Source organism: Leisingera sp. S132, from assembly GCF_025144465.1.
GTDB lineage: Bacteria > Pseudomonadota > Alphaproteobacteria > Rhodobacterales > Rhodobacteraceae > Leisingera.
Map to the genome: position 1 here is coordinate 2,899,036 of NZ_CP083553.1, position 22,550 is coordinate 2,921,585.

At 65.9% G+C, this 22,550-nt stretch carries 22 protein-coding genes; 11 read left to right on the forward strand and 11 right to left on the reverse strand.

Features of this window, described 5'->3' with window-relative positions:
* Nucleotides 1–50: 50 nt before the first annotated feature.
* Entirely contained in the window at nucleotides 51–2,246 is a 2,196-nt protein-coding gene (locus K3725_RS14425) for a primosomal protein N' (RefSeq protein WP_260015996.1), read from the reverse strand.
* An 81-nt stretch (nucleotides 2,247–2,327) separates the two neighbouring features.
* Between K3725_RS14425 and fsa the strand changes: the two genes are divergently transcribed.
* The 5 genes from fsa to K3725_RS14450 all read left to right on the forward strand — a co-directional run bounded on the left by fsa (nucleotide 2,328) and on the right by K3725_RS14450 (nucleotide 6,322).
* A complete protein-coding gene (gene fsa, locus K3725_RS14430) occupies nucleotides 2,328–2,981 on the forward strand; it encodes a fructose-6-phosphate aldolase (protein ID WP_260015997.1) in 654 nt (217 codons plus the stop codon).
* Nucleotides 2,982–3,348: 367 nt separating this feature from the next.
* Nucleotides 3,349–4,056: a DUF484 family protein gene (locus tag K3725_RS14435; RefSeq protein WP_260015998.1), complete on the forward strand. Its 708-nt coding sequence runs from the start codon at nucleotides 3,349–3,351 to the stop codon at nucleotides 4,054–4,056.
* Nucleotides 4,053–4,973: a tyrosine recombinase XerC gene (locus K3725_RS14440; RefSeq protein WP_260015999.1), complete on the forward strand. Its 921-nt coding sequence runs from the start codon at nucleotides 4,053–4,055 to the stop codon at nucleotides 4,971–4,973. The genes K3725_RS14435 and K3725_RS14440 overlap by 4 nt, the downstream gene beginning before the upstream one ends.
* Before the next feature lie 51 nt (nucleotides 4,974–5,024).
* On the forward strand, nucleotides 5,025–5,252 hold the full coding sequence (locus K3725_RS14445; RefSeq protein ID WP_260016000.1) for a GDCCVxC domain-containing (seleno)protein: 228 nt from the start codon (nucleotides 5,025–5,027) through the stop codon (nucleotides 5,250–5,252).
* A 359-nt stretch (nucleotides 5,253–5,611) separates the two neighbouring features.
* Complete coding sequence (locus K3725_RS14450; RefSeq protein ID WP_260016001.1) at nucleotides 5,612–6,322, forward strand: phosphatidylcholine/phosphatidylserine synthase; 711 nt, start codon at nucleotides 5,612–5,614, stop codon at nucleotides 6,320–6,322.
* A gap of 44 nt (nucleotides 6,323–6,366) precedes the next feature.
* On the opposite strand, the gene K3725_RS14455 is transcribed toward K3725_RS14450, so the two are convergent.
* Nucleotides 6,367–6,819: a methylated-DNA--[protein]-cysteine S-methyltransferase gene (locus K3725_RS14455; protein ID WP_260016002.1), complete on the reverse strand. Its 453-nt coding sequence runs from the start codon at nucleotides 6,817–6,819 to the stop codon at nucleotides 6,367–6,369.
* A gap of 169 nt (nucleotides 6,820–6,988) precedes the next feature.
* Here K3725_RS14455 and K3725_RS14460 point away from each other — a divergent pair, with 169 nt between their 5' ends.
* Nucleotides 6,989–7,363, forward strand: a complete 375-nt coding sequence (locus tag K3725_RS14460; protein ID WP_260016003.1) for a hypothetical protein — start codon at nucleotides 6,989–6,991, stop codon at nucleotides 7,361–7,363.
* 139 nt (nucleotides 7,364–7,502) lie between these two features.
* Complete coding sequence (locus tag K3725_RS14465) at nucleotides 7,503–7,853, forward strand: hypothetical protein (protein WP_260016004.1); 351 nt, start codon at nucleotides 7,503–7,505, stop codon at nucleotides 7,851–7,853.
* Nucleotides 7,854–7,872: 19 nt separating this feature from the next.
* Here the strand turns inward: K3725_RS14465 and K3725_RS14470 are convergent, their stop codons facing one another.
* From K3725_RS14470 to K3725_RS22600, 6 genes are all read right to left on the reverse strand, one after another.
* Nucleotides 7,873–8,895: a transporter substrate-binding domain-containing protein gene (locus K3725_RS14470; protein ID WP_260016005.1), complete on the reverse strand. Its 1,023-nt coding sequence runs from the start codon at nucleotides 8,893–8,895 to the stop codon at nucleotides 7,873–7,875.
* A 14-nt stretch (nucleotides 8,896–8,909) separates the two neighbouring features.
* Entirely contained in the window at nucleotides 8,910–9,989 is a 1,080-nt protein-coding gene (locus K3725_RS14475; protein WP_260016006.1) for a transporter substrate-binding domain-containing protein, read from the reverse strand.
* A 136-nt stretch (nucleotides 9,990–10,125) separates the two neighbouring features.
* Nucleotides 10,126–10,881: a hypothetical protein gene (locus tag K3725_RS14480; RefSeq protein WP_260016007.1), complete on the reverse strand. Its 756-nt coding sequence runs from the start codon at nucleotides 10,879–10,881 to the stop codon at nucleotides 10,126–10,128.
* A gap of 233 nt (nucleotides 10,882–11,114) precedes the next feature.
* Nucleotides 11,115–14,075, reverse strand: a complete 2,961-nt coding sequence (gene ileS, locus K3725_RS14485; RefSeq protein ID WP_260016008.1) for an isoleucine--tRNA ligase — start codon at nucleotides 14,073–14,075, stop codon at nucleotides 11,115–11,117.
* A 267-nt stretch (nucleotides 14,076–14,342) separates the two neighbouring features.
* Nucleotides 14,343–14,831 (reverse strand): DUF2269 domain-containing protein, encoded by a 489-nt coding sequence (locus K3725_RS14490; RefSeq protein WP_260016009.1) that lies wholly within the window; start codon nucleotides 14,829–14,831, stop codon nucleotides 14,343–14,345.
* A 1-nt stretch (nucleotide 14,832) separates the two neighbouring features.
* Entirely contained in the window at nucleotides 14,833–16,140 is a 1,308-nt protein-coding gene (locus K3725_RS22600) for an SDR family oxidoreductase (RefSeq protein ID WP_311202204.1), read from the reverse strand.
* Between the two features lie 154 nt (nucleotides 16,141–16,294).
* On the opposite strand from K3725_RS22600, the gene K3725_RS14505 reads away from it, so the two are divergent.
* On the forward strand, nucleotides 16,295–16,717 hold the full coding sequence (locus K3725_RS14505) for a group III truncated hemoglobin (protein ID WP_260016010.1): 423 nt from the start codon (nucleotides 16,295–16,297) through the stop codon (nucleotides 16,715–16,717).
* A 92-nt stretch (nucleotides 16,718–16,809) separates the two neighbouring features.
* On the opposite strand, the gene K3725_RS14510 is transcribed toward K3725_RS14505, so the two are convergent.
* From K3725_RS14510 to K3725_RS14520, 3 genes are read right to left on the reverse strand one after another with little or no spacing between them, the layout of a single operon-like run.
* Nucleotides 16,810–17,799, reverse strand: coding sequence for a YcjF family protein (locus K3725_RS14510; protein ID WP_260016011.1), 990 nt, complete (start codon nucleotides 17,797–17,799; stop codon nucleotides 16,810–16,812).
* Nucleotides 17,796–18,251 carry a GNAT family N-acetyltransferase gene (locus tag K3725_RS14515; RefSeq protein WP_260016012.1) on the reverse strand — a complete coding sequence of 152 codons (456 nt, stop codon included), beginning with the start codon at nucleotides 18,249–18,251 and terminating at the stop codon, nucleotides 17,796–17,798. The genes K3725_RS14510 and K3725_RS14515 overlap by 4 nt, the downstream gene beginning before the upstream one ends.
* Nucleotides 18,248–19,687 (reverse strand): YcjX family protein, encoded by a 1,440-nt coding sequence (locus tag K3725_RS14520; RefSeq protein WP_260016013.1) that lies wholly within the window; start codon nucleotides 19,685–19,687, stop codon nucleotides 18,248–18,250. Before K3725_RS14520 ends, K3725_RS14515 begins: the two co-directional genes overlap by 4 nt.
* Before the next feature lie 112 nt (nucleotides 19,688–19,799).
* Here K3725_RS14520 and truA point away from each other — a divergent pair, with 112 nt between their 5' ends.
* The 3 genes from truA to K3725_RS14535 all read left to right on the forward strand — a co-directional run bounded on the left by truA (nucleotide 19,800) and on the right by K3725_RS14535 (nucleotide 22,524).
* A complete protein-coding gene (gene truA / locus K3725_RS14525) occupies nucleotides 19,800–20,567 on the forward strand; it encodes a tRNA pseudouridine(38-40) synthase TruA (RefSeq protein ID WP_260016014.1) in 768 nt (255 codons plus the stop codon).
* A gap of 206 nt (nucleotides 20,568–20,773) precedes the next feature.
* On the forward strand, nucleotides 20,774–21,508 hold the full coding sequence (locus K3725_RS14530; RefSeq protein ID WP_260016015.1) for an NYN domain-containing protein: 735 nt from the start codon (nucleotides 20,774–20,776) through the stop codon (nucleotides 21,506–21,508).
* 80 nt (nucleotides 21,509–21,588) lie between these two features.
* Nucleotides 21,589–22,524: a glyoxylate/hydroxypyruvate reductase A gene (locus tag K3725_RS14535; protein WP_260016016.1), complete on the forward strand. Its 936-nt coding sequence runs from the start codon at nucleotides 21,589–21,591 to the stop codon at nucleotides 22,522–22,524.
* Nucleotides 22,525–22,550: the final 26 nt, after the last annotated feature.

The window sequence follows — 22,550 nt, forward strand, 5'->3', positions numbered from 1 at the left end:
AGGAACGCGAGGGGGCAAGGGTGCAAGGGGGCAAAGCCCCCTGCCCCACATCAGAAAAAGCTCTGCGGATCGATGTCGATGCTGAGGCGCAGATCGCCCTTCAGGCGCAGCGGCGCGGTCCAGCGGGCCAACGCCTCCTGCAAAGGCACGCCTTTCGGTGCCTTGACCAGCAGCCGCACCCGGTGGCGGCCGCGGACCCGGGCAATGGGGGCGGGTGCCGGCCCGAACAACTGCGCGCCGATCTGGCGCAGCGGGCCGTCATTGCGGGCCATGGCGTTGCCGAGGTCAAAGACCGCTGCCAGATCCGGTCCCGACAGGATGATCCCGGCCATCCGGCCATAGGGCGGCACGCCTGCGGCCTGGCGTTCGGCAGCTTCGGCCTTCCAGAAGCTTTCCTCATCGCCTGACAGAATGGCGCGGATCACCGGGTGCTCCGGCTGGAAGGTCTGCATCAGCGCCTCGCCCGGGCGTTCGGCGCGGCCGGCCCGGCCCGCCACCTGGCGCATCAGCTGAAAGGTCCGCTCCGCCGCGCGCAGGTCGGACCCTTGCAGGCCGAGGTCGGCGTCGATCACCCCCACCAGCGTCAAGAGCGGAAAGTTATGGCCCTTGGCGACCAGCTGGGTACCGAGAATGATGTCGGCCTCGCCTGCCGCGATCTCCTCGATCCGTTGCTTCAGCGCGCGGGCGGAGCCGAACAGGTCGGAGCTGAGCACCGCAATGCGCGCCTCCGGGAACAGGGCGGTGGCTTCCTCCGCCAGCCGCTCGATGCCGGGACCGACCGGGGCCATCTTGCCCTCCACCTCGCAGGAGGGGCAGGTCTCTGGCACTGGCTTGGTCTCGCCGCACTGGTGGCACATCAGCCGTTTCATGAAACGGTGCTCCACCATCCGTGCGTCGCAGTGGTCGCACGCCACCTGCGCGCCGCAGGCGCGGCAGATGGTGACCGGGGCAAAGCCGCGGCGGTTCAGGAACAGGAGCGATTGCTCGCCGCGCTCCATCCTCAGGGTCATCGCCTTCTTCAGGGTGGGGGAAATCCAGGTGGAGGGCAGCAGATCCTCGGACCGCATATCCACCGCGCGCATGTCCGGCAGGACCGAGGCGCCGAAGCGGGAGGTGAGGTTCAGCCGGTTGTACTTGCCTGCCTCGGCATTGGCCCAGGTCTCAAGCGACGGCGTGGCAGAGGCCAGCACCACCTGCGCCGAACACATTGCCGCCCGCAGCACCGCCATGTCGCGGGCGTTGTAGAGCACCCCGTCCTCCTGCTTGTAGGAGGTGTCGTGTTCCTCATCGACGATGATCAGCCCCAGATCGCGGAACGGCAGGAACAGCGCGGAGCGGGCGCCGATCACCAGCTGAGCCGCGCCCTGCCCGACCATCTTCCAGACACGCCGGCGCTCGGTCATGGTGGCGCCGGAATGCCACTCAGCCGGTTTGGCCCCGAACCGGGCCTCGACGCGGGTCAGGAACTCAGCGGTCAGCGCGATTTCAGGCAGCAGCACCAACGCCTGCCGCCCGGCGCGCAGGGCGGCGGCGACGGCCTCCAGGTAGACCTCGGTCTTGCCGGAGCCGGTGACGCCCTTCAGCAGCGTGGTGCCGTAACGCCCGCTGTGGACGCCCTCGGCCAGGGCGGCGGCGGCCTTGGCCTGATCCTCGGTCAGCTGCTTGGAGGGCAGTTCCGGATCCAGATGCGGATAGGGTGTGTCGCGCGGTGCTTCCTCCTCGCGCAGGGCGCCTTGCTTGACCAGCCCTTTCACCACCGACGGCGTAACGTCCGCCATATCGGCCAATTCGCGCGGGGTGAAGGCGAGGCCGCCATACTCCTCCAGCACCTCCAGAACCCTTGTGCGGGCCTCCGTCATCCGGTCCGGCACACCGTCGCCCCGGCGCAGGATCTTGCGCATCGACGGCGGATCGGAAAGACCCGGTGCGCGGGTGGCCAGCCGCAGCATCGCGGGCATAGGCGTCAGGGTGTAATCGGCCGCCTTGCCGAGGAACTGGCGCATCTCGGTCCGCATCGGCGCCACGTCCAGCACCCGGATCACTGATCGCAGCTTGGCCGAATCGAAATCCCCCGCACCCGGCCCCCAGACCACGCCCAGCACCTTGCGCGGGCCCAGCGGCACCTCGACGTAGGCGCCGAGGTAACAGCCGCCCTCCGGCGCGCGGTAGTCGAGCAGCCGGTCAAGGGGCTGGGTGGTCAGAACCCCCACCCGCTCGCCTGCCTGAAAGAACTCCTGCCTGCTCATGCTGCTGCCCATGTTGCCGCCCGTAATCCCATGAGGTAAAGGCAGAAGCGACCGAGGCCAACCCATCCAAAGGACTGCCCCATGAAATTCTTCGTAGATACTGCCGAGATCGGCGCCATTGCCGAGCTGAACGATCTGGGCATGGTGGACGGTGTCACCACCAACCCGTCGCTGATCAAGAAATCCGGCCGCGACATCATCGAGGTCACCAAGGAGATCTGTGATCTGGTCGACGGGCCGGTGTCGGCAGAAGTCACCGCAACGGATGCGGAAACCATGATCGCCGAAGGCCGCAAGCTGGTGGAGATTGCCGAGAACATCGCCGTGAAGGTGCCGCTGACCTGGGACGGCCTGAAGGCGTGCAAGACCCTGACCGACGACGGCCACATGGTGAATGTGACCCTGTGCTTCTCCGCCAACCAGGCACTGCTGGCAGCCAAGGCGGGCGCGACCTTCATCTCCCCGTTCATCGGGCGTCTGGACGACATCAACCTGGATGGCATGGAGCTGATCGAGGACATCCGCACCATCTATGACAACTTCGGTTTCGAGACCCAGATCCTGGCGGCCTCGATCCGGTCGGTGAACCATGTGCTGGATTCGGCCCGCATCGGCGCTGACGTGATCACCGCACCGCCGGCCGTGATCAAGGCGATGGTGAACCACCCGCTGACCGACAAGGGCCTTGATGCCTTCCTGGCCGACATCAAGGCGGCGGATATCAAGATCCTCTGATCCGGCGGAACTGAACAGACACCCAAAGGGCGCCCGGAACCGGGCGCCTTTTTCTTTGCGGCAGGCTTCTTTCGGGCGGGGGCCTCCCGCGCCTCTCAGCAGCCCGGCGGCCGCCGGGCCGCATCGCAGCTTGGGCCCGGCAGCGCGCCTGGCGGCGCGCTGCGGCGGCGCTTCCCGCCGCCAGCGCCGGGCAGACGCCCGGCGCCATGCCCAACGGGCGCGGAGCATGTTTGTGCTCCGGCGGCGGGCGGGAGCCTGTCCTTTTGCAGCAATTTGCGCCCGTCCCGCATTTTTCGGCAGCATTGCCGGTTTCCCGTGTTATACACGTCAGCAAACCCGCCAGAGGTCCGGAGCCGCAAGAGTTCACATGAGCAGTTCAAGCAATACAGTCAGCCTGGAAGACCAGTTGCGCGAGGCGATTCTCGCCAAACCCGATGCGGTGCTGGAGGATCAGCACCTGATGAATGCCCTGGTCGCCGCCAATGAGCGGGCGATGGGCTCCAATGTCGTTGACCTGCGCGGCATCGCAATGGAGCGGATGGCGGCGCGGCTGGACCGGCTGGAAGACACCCACCGCTCGGTGATTGCAGCCGCCTATGACAATCTGGCCGGCACCAACCTGATCCACCGCGCCGTGCTGCGGCTGCTGGAGCCGCGCGACTTCACTGCCTTTCTGGCCTGCCTGGAGCACGACATGCCGGAGATCCTGCGCGTCAATGCGCTAGCGCTGGTGCTGGAGACCGCCCAGCCCGGCGGCGCCGAGGTGGAGCGCAAGTCCGGCGCGCTGAAGCTGGCCGGTCCCGGCTTCACCGAAAGCTATGCAGGGCAGGCAGGCCACGAACGCCCCGTCACCCTGCGCCAGACCCAGGGCGGCAGCCCGCGGGTTTACGGCATGAAGGCGGAGTGGATCCGTTCCGAGGCCTGCCTGATGCTGGACTTGGGCGAAGGCCGCCTGCCCGGCATGCTGGTGATGGGATCGGAAGACCCGCATCAGTTCTCGCCGATGCAAGGCACCGATCTCCTCACCTTCTTCGGCGGCGTCTTTGAACGCACGATGCGCTGCTGGCTGTCATGACGCTGATCTCTCCCGCCTGCCGGGATGCGCTGCAGCTGTGGCTGGAGCGCCTGGGCGGGCTGGAGGATGCCTCTGCCAACACGCTGACCGCCTACCGCGGAGACGTGACTGCTTTTCTGGCCTTCATGACCCGGCACAGCGGCGGGCCGCAGGGGCTGGGTGCGCTGGCGCGGATCACCACCGCGGACATGCGGGCCTGGATGGCCTCGGAACGCAATTCCGGCACCGGGGCGCGGTCGCTGGCGCGCAAGCTGTCGGCGGTCAAGAATTTCTACCGCTGGCTGGCGGAGCGCGAGGGATTTGAGCCGGCCGCGGTGCTGCTGGCGCGCTCCCCCAAGTTCCAGAAGAAACTGCCGCGCCCGCTGGCACCGGAGGCGGCCAAGGCCGTTCTCGAAACCGTGGAACTGCAGTCGCAAAAGGATTGGGTCGCTGCCCGCGACGTGGCGGTGGTGACGCTGCTGTACGGCTGCGGGCTGCGGATTTCCGAGGCGCTGGGGCTGACCGGCGCAGACGCGCCGCTGCCGCCGGTCCTGCGCATCCTGGGCAAGGGCCGGAAGGAGCGCGTGGTGCCGGTGCTGCCTGCGGCGCGTGACGCAGTGGAGCGTTATCTGTCGCTGTGTCCGCATCCGCAAGAGAATGGCGCGCCGCTGTTCCGCGGCGTCCGCGGCGGCGCGCTGAACCCGCGCCAGATCCAGGGGGTGATGGCCAGGACCCGTGCCCAGCTGGGCCTGCCTGCCACCGCCACCCCGCACGCGCTGCGCCACAGCTTTGCCACCCATCTGCTGGAGGCGGGCGGCGACCTGCGCGCCATTCAGGAGCTCTTGGGCCATGCGTCGCTGTCGACCACCCAGGCCTATACGGCGGTGGACACCACCCATCTGCTGGAAGTTTATAACAAGGCCCACCCGAAAGCGTGACTTGACCACACCCGCCGTGCCGGCCTTTGCTGTCAGCAGGAGGGCCTGCCCATGCCCGATGAACATTCCGCGCAGGTGGAACTGACCAGCATCCTGACTTGCCCGGCCTGCGGGCACGCAGCTGCTGAGGAGATGCCGCAGGACGCCTGCCAGTGGTTCCACGAGTGCCCCGCCTGCAAAGCCCTGTTGCGGCCAAAGCCCGGCGATTGCTGTGTTTTCTGCTCCTACGGGACCATACCCTGCCCGCCGGTGCAGGCTGGAGACAGCTGCTGCGGGTGACGCGCAAGCGGCCCGGTTTAATAAAATGCGCGATATTTTGCGCAACAGGCGGCAAGCCTCTGTTAAGCCGGCGCAGGCCAGATGGCAGAAACCGATCCAGAAAGGATTCTGCCATGACCAGTGCCGGCTTTGCCGTTTCGTTTTCCGATGGCGCCCCTGCGGCCCCTGCTCCGCCGCCCGGCGTCCAGCCTTGGGTGCGTGACCGGCCCGCTCACTCCCCATTCTCCTCGCCCGCGATCACCGACCCGGCTCCGCATGGCCGCCGCATGGCCCGCATTCTGCTGCCCGCAGGTACGGATTTCCGCCCAAATTTGCACTGAACGGTTGCGGCTCCGGGGCAAATTCGCCATCACGGTCGGATGACACCTCAGATCCGCGCCCTTTCCGTTCATCTGCTGACCGCCACCGGTGCTGTCTTTGCCATGCTGGCCATGCTGGCCGCAGCCGAAGGCAAATGGAGCCTGATGTTCCTGTGGCTGGTGGTGGCCTTTGCCGTCGATGGCATCGACGGGCCGCTGGCGCGGCACTATCACGTCAAGCGCTACTCGCCGGAGTTCGACGGGGTGCTGCTGGACCTGATCATCGATTACCTGACCTACGTCTTCATCCCTGCCTTTGCCCTGTTCCAGTCCGGGCTGATGGCGGGCTGGACCGGCTGGTTTGCGATCATCGTGATCACCTTCGGCAGCGCGATGTACTATGCCGACACCAGGATGAAGACCAAGGACAATTCCTTCTCCGGCTATCCCGGCGTGTGGAACATGCCGGTGCTGGTGATCTTTGCGCTGGAACCCAGCCATTGGACTAGCCTGGTGCTGGTGACGCTGCTGTCCATTGCCATGTTCCTGCCGCTGAAATTCATCCATCCGGTGCGCACGGTGCGCTGGCGCAAAGTGTCGCTGCCGATGGCGCTGGCCTGGACCTTCTTTGCCGGCTGGGCCGCCTGGGTGGACTTTCACCCGGCCAGCTGGGCCCATTGGGGGCTGGTGGTGACCTCGGTCTACCTTCTGTTTGTCGGCATCGCCCAGCAGATCGTCCCGGAAAGACGCCGCAGCTCCTCCGCTGCCTGACAGCCGCGGCCTGAATATGCCGGCCCCGGCCGCCGCCACCCGCCTCAGATCAGAAGGCTGGCAGCCCCTTCGTGTTTCAGCAGCGCCACCTTTGTCTCCACGCCGCCCTTGCCGGAAAACCCGCCCAGCCCGGAGGCGCCGAGCACCCGGTGGCAGGGGATGATCACCGGGATCGGGTTGCCGCCGCAGGCATTGCCGACCGGCTGCGGCGGGGCGCCCAGTTCCCGGGCAATCCCGCCGTAGGTGCGGGTTTCGCCAAAGGGGATTGCCAGCATCGCATCGCAGACCGCGCGCTGGAAGTCAGAGCCTTCGACCTGCAACGGCAGGTCAAAAACTGTCAGCTCCCCCGCAAAATAGGCGCGCAGCTGTTCCAAAGCCCGGGTCAGCAGCGCGGACTGCCCGCCGGCCTCAGCTGTCCAGTCCAGCCGCACGATGGCGCCGTCCCGCTCTGCCACGCTGAGCGGTCCAACCGGCGTCTCAAGGCTTGCTGAAATCATGTCTTTCCTCCGGCCTGCGGGCGGCTGCATTCTCCTGTGCCGCCGCCAGAACGGCAAGCCCGGGCCAGCGGCGCGTTAACGCTTCGTTAACCAGTGCTAAAGGTTTCTCACCAGGTTGTCTCAAATTCTACTAAAGTGAGTTTCAAGAACAGAGTAAAAGGCAAGTCCGATGTTTACAGCAACCTCCAGCACCGCCGGCCTCTACAACGGCATGAAGCAGCTTCAGGCGTTCCGCCAGAAGGTGCCGGCGGCTGCAACTGCGGACGGTGCCAATGCGGATGCCTCTCTCCATTATGCCGCGACCCAGAAGGCGGGGCGGGACGCCCAGAAGGCCGGCAGCCCTGCTGACGCCCTGACGTCCGGCTATATCGGCCCGGCCCTCGAAGCTTCGCGGAAAGAAGCGCTGGAGCCGCGCCCGGACCAGGGCTTCGACATGGATGCGTACTATCAGGATCTGATGAACGGCTGCCAGGCCGGCCCCAAGCCGATCAGTCATATGGCCGCGGAAGCGAACTATGCCAAGGTTCAGAAAATCATCGCCTGAGCGGCGGCGGTGGGGGCAAGTGCCCCGCTGTCTGCACCGCACCGGCCTCTGCCCGCAGCGGCTGTTAACCCGCTGTTAAGCCTGTTGTGTTAAAACCGTTTTAAGATCGGTTCAATGCCTCTGCGAAGGACCTTCTGTGATGTTTATACCAGTTTCTGGACGTGTAGATCCTATCAAGCCGAACCGCGGTTTCCTGACCGCCCGGCCCGTCGTGCGCTCTGACGACCCGGACAAGAGTGAATCCGCCGACAACAGGCCGCGCGGGCAGGAAGAGCACACCCAGGACAACCTGCATCCGGAGGGCGGCGCCCCCATCTGGGACACTCCCGGACAGGAAACGCCCGGTTCAGCCGAAGAGCTGTTTCATGAAAATGCCGTGCTGGCAGAGCACCTGCTGCTGCAGCGCGCCTGGCCTGCGAACCGGATCACCCCGGGTGAGGTAAAGGCCGCCTATCACGGCTATCAGGAGGCCAGGTCGCTGACGGCCTGACCTCGCTCCGCTGCTTGCCTTACTGCAGCTGCGCCCAGAAGAGTTCCAGGTGGCGCGACATGATTTCCTCAAACCGGCCGCTGTCGCGCAGCTTCTGCAGGCCCGCGTTGATCCGGTAAAGATGGGTGGTGCCGCGCCAGTGGCGCTTGGAAATCACCACATGCAGGCCTTCCTCAGACAGCGGCTTCTCCAGCGGCACCACAGTGTCGCGCAGGTTTTCCGCGACGATCGTGTTGGCACCCAGGAACAAGTTCACCGCCGCCGCATCCACCTGGCCGTCTGCCACCATGCGAAAACAATCCGCCGGGGTCGCGGGCTGAACCAGCCCGATCTTTTCCTCGGCCAGCCAGCGCCGGTCCGGGCGGTTCAGGTCATGGGTGAAATACCCCGCTGGCCGGCACAGGGTCTTGCCTTCGACGTCCGTGTCTGCGGTGTATTCAAACCCGCCGCCGGCCCGCACGAACAGCATGATCGGCATCGTCATGACCGGCTCGGAGAAATGGAATTTGACGCAGCGCTCGTTGCCCGGTTCCGCCGCGCAATCGGGCTTGAGCCAGGGGAAGCCCATGTCGAACTCCTTCTTGTCCAGCATCGGGAACAGATGTTTGGACCAGTCGTCCTCCCAGCTGACGGAATAACTGACCGGCGCGGGCGCCAGTTCCAGCGCGGCGTTGATCAGCTCCGTTACCATCCCCTGCCCGGGCAAGCCGCGGTCGGTGAAGGGGCCGTAGCCGCTGCCGGTGAGCAGCGTCAGCTCTGCCTTTTCCTGCCGCAGCGGCGTGGCATCCGGCGCGGTGGCGCCGGTGATGCAGGGAATGAACAGCTTGCGTCCCGGCAGCACAGTGGCACCGGCGAGCAGTTTCTGGTTTGCGTAGTAAACCATGGTCCAGCGGTTGCGGTCGCCATAGTGGGTCTCCGCGATTGTGAACAGCGAGTCGCCGGGCTGCGCCACGTAGTCCACGTCGCAAATCGCCCAGGCCGCGGCCGGCGCCAGGGTGAACAGGGCGGCCAGCTGGCAGAGGCGTGAGAAAAGACGTCTCATACAGGCATCCTCCCTCAGAACCCGGCCCAGATCCGGGCCATGTGGTCTTCGACGATGGTCTGGTAGCTGCCGTTCTCCTGGATCGAGCGCAGGCCCTTGTTGATCATCGCCAGCATTTCATCCGCGCGCGGATGGGTCTTGTGCACCACCACATAGATTCCCAGCACCGACAGCGGCTGCGGCAGCACGGTGAACTGATCAGCGATGCCCGCTTCCTTCATCACGCTGCGGCCGGTGAATTCATTGATCGCCACCGCATCCGCCTCGCCGGCGGCCACCATGTCAAAGCAGTCCTTCACCTTGTGCGGCTGTTTCAGGGTGATCTTCTTCTCCGCAATCCAGTTGCGGCCGCGCTCATCCAGGTCAAAGGTCAGGTAGCCGGCCGGGCGGCACAGGGTCTTGCCCTCGATGTCGCTGTCGCTGGTGAACACAAACGGCCGGTCCTTATGCGCAAACAGCAGCATCAGGGTTTCGAACATCGGTTCGGAGAAGTGGAAGTTCTGGCAGCGGTAACTGTCCGGCATGGTGCCGCAGTCGGGCTTGTACCAAGGGAAACCCAGATCCAGCAGCGCGTTGGACAGCAGCGGGTCGAAATGCGAGGACCAGTCGTTGACCCAGTGGATCGCATAGCCCTCAGCCGGGGCGGCCTGGGTCATGGCAGCATTCACCACCTCGGTGATCAGGCCGCCGTTGTGCGACGCCTTGGAGGTGAATGGCGCATAGTCGTCGCCGGTCAGCAAGTTGATTTTCTGGCGCACCGCCGCGTTGCCCGGCGCGACCTTGACCGGCACCGCAGATGCGGGGGCGGCGGCGGAGATGTCCTTGCCGCCTGGCAGGCCCAGCGGCAGGCCTTCGAGGCAGGCCAGCGAGAGCTTCATGCCGACCCGGATCGCGCCTGGCTTGGGGCCGATCTGGTCGATGTTACGGCTATGGATGGCGCTCCACTTGCCTGCGTCCTTGTAGAGCTTGTCGGCAATCACCGACAGGCTGTCGCCGGACTGCACGGTATAGATGCCGCCGCAGGTTTCAGCAGCGGCGGCGGTGGCGAACAGGCCGGACAGCCCGATAGCGGCGGCGGCAAATAAGGTTTTCATGGTTCCCCCCGGAAGTGTGCAGCGCTTGATCCGCTGATTTGGCGGGCAGCGCTTGCTGTTTTGTTGCTGATTGAGGTCCGCGGGCAATGCTGCGGCCCGCGTGGCGGCGCCTGTCCGGCGCCGCAGGTGATGGATCTTAGTTGCCGACGAACAGCGCCAGCAGCGTTGCGGTATCCACCCGTCCGCCGGCACCGATCAGGCTTGCCGGAACGGTGATCTCCTGCCGCTCATAGGCGCCGTTCACCAGCTGGTCGATATAGGCCGCGGACTGGCCCTGCGCGGCGGCGGTCGCCACCATCTTGTAAAGCGCCGACCCCTCGGCGGCCGCAACGGGCGTCTCCGGGACCGCCGCGGCTGGCTGGGCCTGCTTGCTGCGCAGGGCAGCCAGCGTGCCTTCGGTGATGCGGGCGACCAGTGCAACCTCGCCGCTGGACGCAGAGCCGTCGAGCCCCGCTGCCGCCGCGGCCCCTGCGGGCAGCTCAGCCGCGGCCTGCGCCGGCTGCAGCGATGCCGCCGGCTGATCCGCTGCTGGCGCACTGCCGCCGAACTGGAAGTAGAGCAGCATGGCAGAGGCAACCGCCAGCCCCGCGGCGGCGAGACCCAGCTTCGGCAGTGCAGAGGCGCCGTCTGCCCCCAAAGGCGCAAACGGCTGCGGATCCATGACCGGTTCGGGCTTTGCGGGGGCGGGTTTCACAGCGCAGACCGGGCTGGCCTCCTTGGCGGTGCCGGCAGCCGCAGCAGCCGCGGGCTTTGCCTTGACCGGCCCCGCGCTGGCGGCGACCAAACCGATTTTGATATTCTTTGGTGCCGACACCCCGTCAATCCGGATTGCCGCGCCGCGCGCTTTGCCAGGCTCGGCCGCCGGCTGCGCATCCGCTTTCAGCTTCAGCATTGAAATTTGCCCCCTGCCCCATGCCATTTTCTGAAATGACGTAAAAATCTACATGGAATTAACGAATTCTTAACCAATTGTGGAAAACCGGTCAACATCTAGAGGAATCCACCGCAGGCAAACACAAGGCATTTCTCGGATAGCGTGTGGAAAATGACGCAACAATAGCGCAAAAATGACAACGCCCAGCGGTCAGGCTGGGCGTTGCATGCAATTAAAGGGTGAGACGGGGTTTATCCCAGTGCGCTGTCGCAGCGGCCGCAGACGCCCTCGTGCCCGTGGCTGCCGACATCCGGCAGGATCTTCCAGCAGCGCTGGCATTTGCCGCCGTCTGCCTTTTCAAACACCACCGACACGCCGTCCACTTCCGGCATGCGGAAGGCTTCGGCGGGGGCCGGGTCGTTTGTCAGCTGGATATCCGAGGTGATGCAGACATCGGCAAAGTTCACCGATTGCAGCGCCGCCAGTGCCTCGCCGTCGCGCACATGCACAACCGGCGCGGCCTCCAGCGAGGCACCGATCACCTTGTCGGTCCGCTGCACTTCCAGTGCTGCGGTCACCACCCGGCGGGCCTGGCGGATCTTGGACCACTTGGCTGCCAGCGGCTCATTCAGCCAGTCGGCAGGCGTCACCGGGATGTCCTGCAAATGCACGGAGCTGCCCTCACCCGGGTACTTCTCCAGCCAGACCTCTTCCATGGTGAAGACCAGGATCGGCGCCAGCCAGGTGGTCAGGCGGTGGAACAGGATGTCCAGCACGGTGCGGGCCGCGCGGGCGTTCAGGGTGTCGCCATCGCAGTAGAGCGCGTCCTTGCGGATGTCGAAGTAGAAGGCAGACAGGTCCACGGTGGCAAAGTTGAACACTGCCGAGAACACGCCCTGGAAATCAAAGGTCTGATAGCCGGTGCGGACCTTGTGGTCGAGCTCGGCCAGGCGGTGCAGCACCCACTGTTCCAGCTCCGGCATATCCGCCGGGTCAACCCGTTGATCCTCGCTGAAGTCGCCCAGGGAGCCCAGCATGAAGCGCATGGTGTTGCGCAGGCGGCGGTAGCTGTCGGCGGTGCCTTTCAGGATCTCCGTCCCAATCCGCTGGTCGGCGGTGTAATCGGTCTGGGCCACCCACAGGCGCAGGATGTCGGCGCCGTACTGTTTGACGACCTCTTCCGGCACGATGGTGTTGCCCAGCGACTTGGACATCTTCATGCCCTTTTCGTCCAGCGTGAAGCCGTGGGTCACCACATTGCGGTAGGGCGCCCGGCCCTTGGTGCCGCAGGCCTGCAACAGCGAGGAGTGGAACCAGCCGCGGTGCTGGTCGGTGCCTTCCATGTAGACGTCGGCGATGCCGTCCTCGGTGCCGTCTTCGCGGTCGCGCAGCACAAAGGCATGGGTCGAGCCGCTGTCGAACCACACGTCCAGCACGTCGAACACCTGATCGTAGTCATCCGGGTCCACGGAGTTACCCAGCACCCGCGCTTTGAAACCATCCTCGTACCAGACGTCGGCGCCGTGCGCGTCGAACTCCGCAACGATGCGCTTGTTCACCTCTTCATTGCGCAAGAGGAAGTCAGCATCGGTCGGCAGCGCGCCTTTTTTGGTGAAGCAGGTGAGCGGCACGCCCCAGGCGCGCTGGCGGCTCAGCACCCAGTCGGGGCGGCTTTCGATCATCGAATGCAGGCGGTTGCGGCCGGTTTGCGGCCACCACTTGACCAGTTCGTCGATCGAGCGCAGGGCACGTTCGCGGATGGTATCGCCCATCTCATCCATGCCGTCGTCCATCTTACGGTCGACAGAGGCAAACCACTGCGGCGTGTTGCGGTAGATGATCGGCGCCTTGGAGCGCCAGGAATGCGGGTAGCTGTGCTTGATCTTGCCGCGCGCCAAGAGGCCGCCAACCTCAACCAGCTTGTCGATGATCTTCTTGTTGGCATCGCCCTCGCCGCCCTTGCGGTTCAGGATGTAGGTGCCGCCAAAGAAGGGCAGATCGGCGCGGAAACCGCCGTCGTCCATCACGTTATAGGTGATCATTTGCTCCAGCATGCCAAGGTCACGGTAGAGCTCGAATTCCTCCATCCCGTGGCTGGGTGCGCAGTGGACAAAGCCGGTGCCTTCGGTGTCGGTCACGAAAGGCGCGGCGCGGAAGTCGCGCGGTTCGTCCCATTCGCCATTTGAGCCTTCGGTGCCTGCCAGCGGGTGGGTGAGGCCAGAAATTGTCGAAGGGTCAACATCACGAACCCGCGTATATTGGTCTTCGCTCAGGCGCGCGCGCTTGAACACCTCAGCCGCCAGATTGTCGGCCAGGATGTACTTGTCACCCACGGCGGCCCAGCATTCATCCGGGGTGCCGGTGACTTCATAGAGGCCATAAGCGATGTCAGCACCATAAACCACAGCCTTGTTCGACGGGATGGTCCAGGGGGTGGTGGTCCAGATCACCACCTGGGCACCAACCAAATCGCGGTTCTGGAGCTCTGCCCCTTCGCCGCCTACGGGGTCCGCCACCTTGAACTTCACCCAAATGGTGAAGCTTTCCTTGTCGTGGTACTCCACCTCGGCCTCGGCGAGCGCAGTCTTCTCGACCGGCGACCACATCACGGGCTTGGAGCCTTGATAGAGCGTGCCGTTCATCAGGAATTTCATGAACTCGTCGGCAATGACCGCCTCGGCGTGGTAGTTCATGGTCAGATAAGGATCATCCCAGTTGCCGGTGATGCCCAGGCGCTTGAACTCTTCGCGCTGGATATCGACCCAGCTGTCGGCGAATGCGCGGCACTCCTGGCGGAATTCCACAACCGGCACCGCGTCCTTGTTCTTGCCCTTCTTGCGGTACTGCTCCTCGATCTTCCACTCAATGGGCAGGCCGTGGCAGTCCCAGCCCGGCACATAACGCGCATCAAACCCCATCATCTGATGGGAGCGGACGATCATATCCTTGATGGTCTTGTTCAGCGCGTGGCCGATGTGCAGGTGGCCGTTGGCGTAGGGCGGGCCGTCATGCAGAGTGAAGGGCTTGCGTTCCGCGTCGCCGCCCTTGGCCGCGGCGGCCTTGTCGCGGAGTTTGTCGTAGACGCCGATCTCGGCCCAGCGCTCCAACCAGGCAGGCTCGCGCTTGGGCAGGCCTGCGCGCATCGGGAAATCGGTTTTCGGCAGGTTCAGGGTGTCTTTGTAGTCAGGCGTCTGGGGCGTGTCGGCGCACATCGGGGGCGTCCTTTGGATGATCAAGGTCGGAAATGGGGATATTCGGTTCGGCGCGATGGCTCAAGCGCCTTTGCCCGGCGGCTCAATGGTTTCAGAGCGCCGGGGATATAATTCGAATAATGATGGCCGCGAATAGGGACATGAAGCGCCTTATAGGACGGGGCTGCGGCAGGGTAAAGCGGCAGATGCGCCGCATTGTGATGAGGGCAGTGCCCGTTCCGCACGGGGCGGGCGCTGCCCGGCCTGCGGCCAGGCAATAACTAAGAACTAACGTACCAGCCAGATACCCAGATCCGGACGCGCCAGCATCAGCCAGAGGATCATCAGCACCGCAGCAAAGGCGGGAATGCCGCAGGCAAACCAGACCGCGAACAGGCGGTGATAGCGCGCTGGCAATTCTTCACCTGCCTGTGCTGCCGCGCGCGCCAGATTGCGCAGCCGCAGCTGGATCCAGACCACCGGCAGCCAGAACGCTCCGGTCAGAACATAAAGCCCCAGCGACAGCGCCTGCCAGCCGGCGCTCAGCGGCCAGCCCAACCGCCAGGCCAGAAGCCCGCCGGTGATTGGCTGCGCTATCACCGCTGTGGCGGTGAACAGGAGGTCGGCCGCCACCACCACGCTGGCGGTGTGGGCAATCAGTGCGGCATCCCGTGTCCGGTGTGCCATCAGCATGAAAAAGGCGATGCCCGCACCGGTTCCCAGCAGCACGCAGGCGCCGATCACATGCAGCCAGCGCAAGGCAAGGTCCAGGTCCATCTCAGCGCTCCTGCAGCAGCTGATGGGTGATCAGCGCCAGCAGCAGCCCCGGCAGCACCTTGACCAGCGGCCCCAGCGGATCCGCCCACATCTGCGGAGTGACCGCCGTGGCTGCAGCCAGGTAGATCAGCGAAACCGCTGCCATCCCCAGGCAGGCCCGCGCCGCCCAGGGCCGCCACAGGATTGCCAGCCCCAGGGCGATGTCGGCCAGCGACCAGAAGGCGACGCTGGCTTTCGCCGGCAGGCTGCCCCAGCCTGCATCCGTCAGCACCTTGGCGGCAGCCTCCAGCTGCCAAAGGCCGATCAGGCCCGAGGCCAGCCAGAACAGGCTCAGTACCGCGACAGCGGCCGGCATCAGCAGCGCCATCCGCGCGTCCAGCCGCTGGGCGCGTCCCGAAGGCAGCGGCTGATAGATGGCCTTGAGCGAGGCAATCCCCTGCCCCATGACGGCCCGGTACGGTGCGGGATCGCCGCGCACACCGCTCCGGATTTCGGCCATTGCGGTGGATCGCAGCGGGGAACGCCAGCCCAGCCGCCCCAATGCGTCAGCACATCCCGCCACCGGCGGCAGCAGCCAGTCCGGCAAACGCAGCAGCCAGCCCGCCGGGGCAAACCCCAGCCACGCCCGGGTCTCTGCCAGCACCTCCGCCAGGGTTTGCGGCTGATCCTCCACCAGATCAAATGTGCCTTGCAGCAGCTCCCCCCGCAGCGCGGCAACCACCGCCGCGGCCAGATCGGCCATGCCGATGCATTGCACCGGCGCGCCTGCCAGCGCCACGGGCTGCACCAAGGGCACCGCCGCCAGCATCCGCAGCAGACCCGTGCCGCCATAGGCATTTTGCCCGATCACCAGCCCCGGCTTCAGGATCCGCAGCGGCACACCAGCGGCCCGCAAGGCGGCATCCCCGCGCGCCTTGCTGCGCATGAACTCTGTCCCGGCATCCGGACCTGCCCCGGCCGCTGAAATCTGCACCACGGCGATGTTCCGCTCTGCACAAGCCACCCCCAGGGCAGCAATGGCCGTGTGATGCACGGCCTCCAGCTCGCCCGGCGCCATATCCTGCAGAATGCCGACGCAGTTGACCACGGCGTCCGCGCCCTGCAGCAGCGGCACCCACTCTTCGGGCTGCAAAAGCTGCAGCAAGTCGCCCTGCACAAACGGCACACCCGGCAGCACCCGGGCAGCCTGCACGGCGCTGCGGCCCAGGCCGGTCACATGCATTCCAGCGGCCCGCAGGGCGCATACCACCTCAGCCCCGATAAACCCGCAGGCGCCCAGAACCAGCACGCGCTTTGCGCTCTCCGCCATCAATGAATACCTTTTTGCCAAATCTCCCGCTCACCATAACGGCAGCCGCAGCAGGCGCCAGCAGAGGCTTGAACAAGCGCTGCGTCAGAGACGCCCCCTTCCGTTGGTCTCTGCTTCAGCATATCTAGCGGCAGATGGCAGGCCGGAGCAGACAATGACAGACACCGGAACACAAAACCCGCTGGCGCGGTTCGAGATCACCGCAGAGGAGATTTCCCGCGTTGTTGCCGTGTTTTACATGCAGGTGCGTGCGGACGATGTGCTGGGTCCGGTGTTTGCCGCCCATGTCACCGACTGGCCGGAGCATGAGGAAAAGATCGCAGACTTCTGGCGCAATGCCATCCTGCGCGAGCGCAGCTACAGCGGCAATCCGATGCGGGTGCACGTCTCACGCCCCGATGTGAAGGCAGAGCATTTCCCGCTGTGGCTGGGGCTGTTCCACCAGGTGCTGCGGGCGGAGCTGCCCGAGCGCACCGCGCTGCAATGGGGAGCCCTGGCTGACCGCATCGGCGAGGGTTTCCGCACCGGCGTGGTGGCCATGCGCCAGCCCAAGAACCAGCCGCCGCAGCTGTTCTGATCCCCCGGACCGGGGCTCCCACGCCCGCAGGCGTTTGCACGCCCTGGCGGCCTTGGGCATGGCTCATGCTGCGCATGAGCTTGAGGCGCGCGTCACTTCTCCTTGAAAAACAATCCCGTCAGCGCCCGCTGCACCACCTTGCGGGTGCTGGGCTTGTGCTGCGGCGAGAACGGCATCGGGCGGCAGACCTCCATCGCGGCGATGCCGACGCGGGCGGACAGGGCGCCGTTGACCAGCCCCTCGCCGAAGCGGCGGGAGAGTTTGGACAGCACAGACCCGCCCAGCACCGGCTCCAGCAGGTCATCGCCAGCGGCCACCGCGCCGGTAGCGGCCAGATGCGCCAGCACCGCGCGGGTCAGCCGCCAGGAGCTGAAGAACCCGGGGCGGCCGCCATAGATGCCTGCGACCCGGCGGATCATCCTGAGCGAGGACACCAGTGCCGTCAGGATATCCGCCAGCGCCATTGGCACCAGCGCCGTCACCGTGGCGACCTGGCGGGCCGCAGCCTCCACCTCGCGCAGGGCCAAGGCATCGAGCGGCACCAGCAGTTCCTCCTCCGCCAGCAGGAGGAGCGCGTCGCCGTCCATCACTTCGGCCTGCCGCTCTGCCAGCCGGGCCTGATGCCAGGCGAGATCCTCGCGCCCGCTGTAGAAAGCCCCCAGCCGGGTGGTGAAGGCACGCGCAGCGGCCAGACCGGCGGCCTCAGCTGCCTGATGGCGCAGCGCATCGACGCGGCGCAGCCGGGAAAGTGCGGCCAGTTCGCGCAAGGCCATGGCCAGCGCCAGCAGCAGGAGCAGCGCCAGACCTGCGGTGACGGCCCAGCCCAGCAGCGGCACCCGCGCAATCAGCCCGGCGGCAAAATCCCAGGCCGCGACGGAGGCCATGGCGCCAATGACGGCAACCAGCAATGCCCAGAACCAGCGGGCCAGCCGCGAGGGGCGGCGCGCAGCAATGCGGGCGGCCTGCTCCATGGCCGTTGGCGGGGCTGCCAGCGGTGCGGGATCGGGCACCGGCGGCGCCTCGGCCACGGGCGGCGCGGCGCCCTCCTCCTCCAGATCAAACAGGACCGGTTTGCTGCTCATGCCGCGGCCTCCCGCAGGGCCCGCCATTCATAGGCGATGTCGGGCAGGCCCTCTTCATTGCCGGAGCCATCGCCGCGGGCAACCTCGGCAAACCCCTCCCTCAGATAAAACCGCTGCGCCCTTGTGTTGGCGGCAAAAGTGTTCAGCACCAGCCGTGGCGCGGCCGCCTTGGCCGCATCCAGCAGCCTCTTTCCCGCGCCCTGCCCACAAGCCCCGGATGCGAGATAGAGAGAGCAGACCTCCTGCTCCTTGCGGGCCAGGAAACCCAGTACCGTCCCCTCTCGCACAGCGACGGTGACCCAGCCCCGGTCGATCATCATGCCGCAGAACATGATCGTCTGGGCCGATGAATAGAGCTTGGGCATCCAGGCGGTATCCTGCTGGAAGCGGTAAAGAATATCACCGGTTGCCCCCGCATCGAGAGGCGTGGCTGGACGCAAGGCAAGGGTCACAGGGCATCTCCGATCAGGAAGTCTGCGGCGCGGTCCAGGCGGATATGCGGCGGGCCGCTGCCGTGTTTCAGCGTGAGCGGCGCGGGCGCGAAGGCCATCGCCTGATAATCGCCTTCCAGCCATCGTTCAGCGCCTTGCCGTGCGGGAGTGAGCAGCTGCGCCGGGTCCCGCGGCAGGTCGCCGGGGTAGAAGGCCGCCTGCTTGCCGCTCTCCAGCAAGGTGCCGCGCACACAGGGCAGCTCGGCGCCATTGTGCAGTCGTATTTCTTCCGTTGTGGTGCGCAGTGAAGCGATCGCCAGTGCAGCGGTCTCAGCACCGGCAAAGCGGGCCCGGTCCTGCGCCTCGCGCGTCAGCGCCTCAATGATGGCGGTCATCTGCGGGTGCTGGGCATGGTGCAGATGGTCAGCCTTGGTGGCGGCAAACAGGATCTTCTCCACCCGCTTGCCGCCCAGCAGCCGGGTCAGGAAATGGTTGCGGCCCGGTTTGAAGGCGCTGAGAATATCCGTCATCGCATGGCGCAGATCCTCTACCGCCTGCGGGCCGGAATGGATCGCCGAGAGCGCATCCACCAGAACCACCTGCCGGTCGATACGGGCGAAATGGTCGCGGAAGAACGGCTTCACGACCTTGGATTTATAGGCTTCGTAACGCCGCTCCATCTCGCGCCAGAGACTGCCGCGCGGGGCGCCGGCCTCCGGTGGCAGCGGGGCGCCGGCCTCCGGTGGCAGCGGGGCGAAGGTCAGCACCGGCGAGCCTTCCAGATCTCCGGGCAGCAGGAAACGGCCCGGTGTGCAGTCGTAGAACCCTGCCGCGCGGGCGGCGGTCAAGTAATCCGTGAAGGCCGCGGCAAGCGCCTGCGCCTGCAGCTCGTCATGCGTCCCTGCGGGGACAGCCTTGGATTGCTCTGCCAGGAAGCGGTCCGCCTGCGGACGGCTGGCAATGCGGGACAGCACATCTGCAGACCACTCGGCGTAGGTCTTGTCCAGCAAAGCCAGATCCAGCAGCCATTCGCCGGGATAGTCGACAATATCCAAATGCAGTGTGCGCGGCCCCTGCAGGCCCGCCAGGAGGCCTGCGGGCCGCACCTTCAGGCTGAGACGCAGCTCGGAAACCGCCCTTGTGCTGTCCGGCCAATGGGGTGACGGCCCGGTCAGCGCCGCGAGGTGGTTTTCATAGTCGAACCGCGGCACGGTGTCGTCGGGCTGGGGCTGCAGGAAGGCGGCCTCGATCCGGCCCTCGCGCGCTGCGCCGAGCTGCAGCATCCGGCCCCGGTCCATCAGGTTGGCGACCAGCGAGGTGATGAATACCGTCTTGCCGGAACGCGCCAGCCCGGTGACCCCCAGCCGGACCGGCCGGTCGAACAGCGCCGCGGAAAGGCCGCTGGCGGCGCTCTCCACCCCGCTCATCACCCCGTCTGCAAGGGAGGTTATCACCAAGGCCCTGATCCTGCTCTGTTCTTGCTGCTGACAAGATAGGCAGCATCCCGCCCGGATACCAGAGCGCACACGGGGCTTGCCCCGGCCCGGCCCTGTTGCTAGGTGCCCGTCCATGCCGCGTTTTGCTTTGAAAGTCGAATATCACGGGAAGCCTTTTGCCGGCTGGCAAAGGCAGAAGGACCTGCCGTCGGTGCAGGGTGCGATCGAGGCAGCGCTGGCGCGGCTGGAGCCTGGGGAGCACACCATCGCTGCGGCCGGGCGCACAGATACCGGCGTGCACGGGCTGGGACAGGTTGCCCATTGCGACATGGCCAAGGAGTGGGACCCGTTCCGCCTGTCGGAAGCGCTGAATTACCATCTGAAGCCCGATCCGGTCGCCATCGTGGACTGTGCCCGGGTGGAGGGGGACTGGCACGCACGGTTCTCAGCCGTGGAGCGGCAGTATCTGTTCCGCATCCTGATCCGCCGCGCACCGGCCACCCATGACGCGGGCCAGGTCTGGCAGATCAGCCATGATCTGGATGCGAACGCCATGCAGGAAGCCGCCAAGCACCTGATTGGAAAGCATGATTTCACCACCTTCCGTTCCTCGATCTGCCAGGCGGCCAGCCCGGTCAAGACGCTGGATGAACTGCGGGTGGAGCGGGTGCAGGGCTTCTCCGGGCCGGAAATCCATTTCCATGTCCGCGCCCGCAGCTTCCTGCACAACCAGGTCCGCAGCTTTGTGGGCACGCTGGAACGGGTGGGCGCCGGGGCCTGGGAACCGGCGGATGTGAAGGCCGCGCTGGAGGCCTGCGACCGCGCAGCCTGCGGACCGGTGTGCCCGGGCCATGGCCTGTATCTTGCCCGGGTGGGCTACCCGGACGATCCCTTTGCCTGACCTCCGAAGCGGGGTGGCATCCGTACACCCCCTGTGCACCTCCTGTGCACCACCTTGTGCATCGGGCGGTTTCCTGACCGGGCCGCCATTGAATCGCCACAAGGGTATTTCATACTTTCCCGGCAAACACCGGACCGGCAGCTGCCTGGAAGCGCACCTCTCCCCGCGCTGCAAGCCTGCCCAATAACATGAGGCAAGACCCCTGAATGCCAGCTGCAACCAAACCGCCGCTCTTGGCCGTGCTGATCGACGCCGACAATATTTCCGCAAAATACGCCGAGGCGATGTTCGAGGAGATCGCCTCCTTTGGCGAGGCCAGCATCCGGCGCATCTACGGCGACTTTGCCGGCGGGGGCCCTCAGGGCTGGAACAAAGAGAAGCTGGCGGCGCTGGCGATCGTGCCGCATCAGCAGTTTGCCAATACCACCGGCAAGAACGCCTCTGACATTGCGCTGGTGATCGACGCAATGGACATCCTGCATTCCGGCCGCTTTGACGGGTTCGTGCTGATCTCTTCGGACAGCGATTTCACCCGGCTGGCCAGCCGCATCCGCGAACAGGGGGTGGATGTGTTCGGCATGGGCATGCGCAAGACGCCTGCCGCCTTTGTGCAGGCCTGCAAGCGCTTCATCTATGTGGAGAACCTGCTGGAGGAGCCGGCCAAGGCGAAGGCCAAGCCAAAGAAAGAAGAGGGCAACGGCAACGCGCCATCGGAGCTCGCGGACCCTACCAAGCTGGTGCTGCGGGCAATGGACGCGATCGGTCAGGAGGACGAATGGTTCACCCTGGGCCAGATCGGCCAGTATGTCACCGCTGCGTTTCCAGACTTCGACACCCGCAGCTATGGCCAGCGCAAGCTGAGCGACCTGATTGCCACGCTGAAACTGTTTGAGACCAAGCGCGGCGAAGGCAATCAGATCCTGGTGCGGCGGCTGGACTGAGGCCGCGATTACCACCTTCCGTTTGCGGGCAAACCGTGGCTTAGTCCCGCAATGGGACGCGGCGGCGGGGAGGAACGCATATGGCAATGCTGATCAGCATCGGCCACGACGGCTGGTACACCGAGGAACAGCTGGCGGAGGAACTGCGGGCGATGGCGCCCGGTGCCGATATCCGGCCGGTCTCTGCCCCCGGCAATCTGGACGACATCACGGTGCTGGCGGTCTCTGCCCTGAAGGGCGATCTGCCGGCGCATTTGCCGAACCTGAAGCTGGTGCAGAAACTGGGTGCCGGGGTAGACACCATCGTGGCGCACCCCAGCCTGGCACCGCATGTGCGCGTGGCCCGGCTGCGCCCGCTGGAACCTGCGCATGAGATCGCGGAGTTCTGCCTGGCCTATGTGCTGCGCGATCAGCGCAATATGCTGGCCCATGCCGCCTCGCAGTCCCGCAGCGCCTGGGAACCGCTGGCGCCAAAACGCCCGCAGGAGAGCACCGTGGGTGTTCTGGGACTGGGCCATATCGGCGGCATGACGGCGCGGCTGATGCGCAGCCTCCGGTTCCGGGTTCTGGGCTGGAGCCGCTCGCCCAAGGAGATCGAGGGCGTGGACTGCCGCCATGGCGCAGCGGCGCTGCCGCAGATGCTGGGCGAATGCGATTATGTCTGTGCGATCCTGCCCTCCACCCCCGCCACCCGGCAGCTGATGAACGCGGAGAGGCTTGCAGCGATGAAGCCCGGCGCGGTGCTGATCAATGCAGGCCGCGGCGATCTGGTGGATGAACCGGCCTTGCTCGCGGCGCTGGACACGGGCACGCCCGGCCATGCGGTACTGGATGTGGTGAGCAAGGAACCCCTGCCCGCGGACAGCCCGCTGTGGGCGCATCCGCAGGTCACCATTACCCCGCATGTGTCGGGCTGGCACCTGGGTGATGCGCTGAAGGACGTGGTGGAAAACCTGCGGCGGCTGGAAGCGGGCGAAGACCTGCTGCACGAAGTGGACCGTGAGCGGGGGTACTGAGCAGGCGCGGCAGCGCGCCTCTGCTT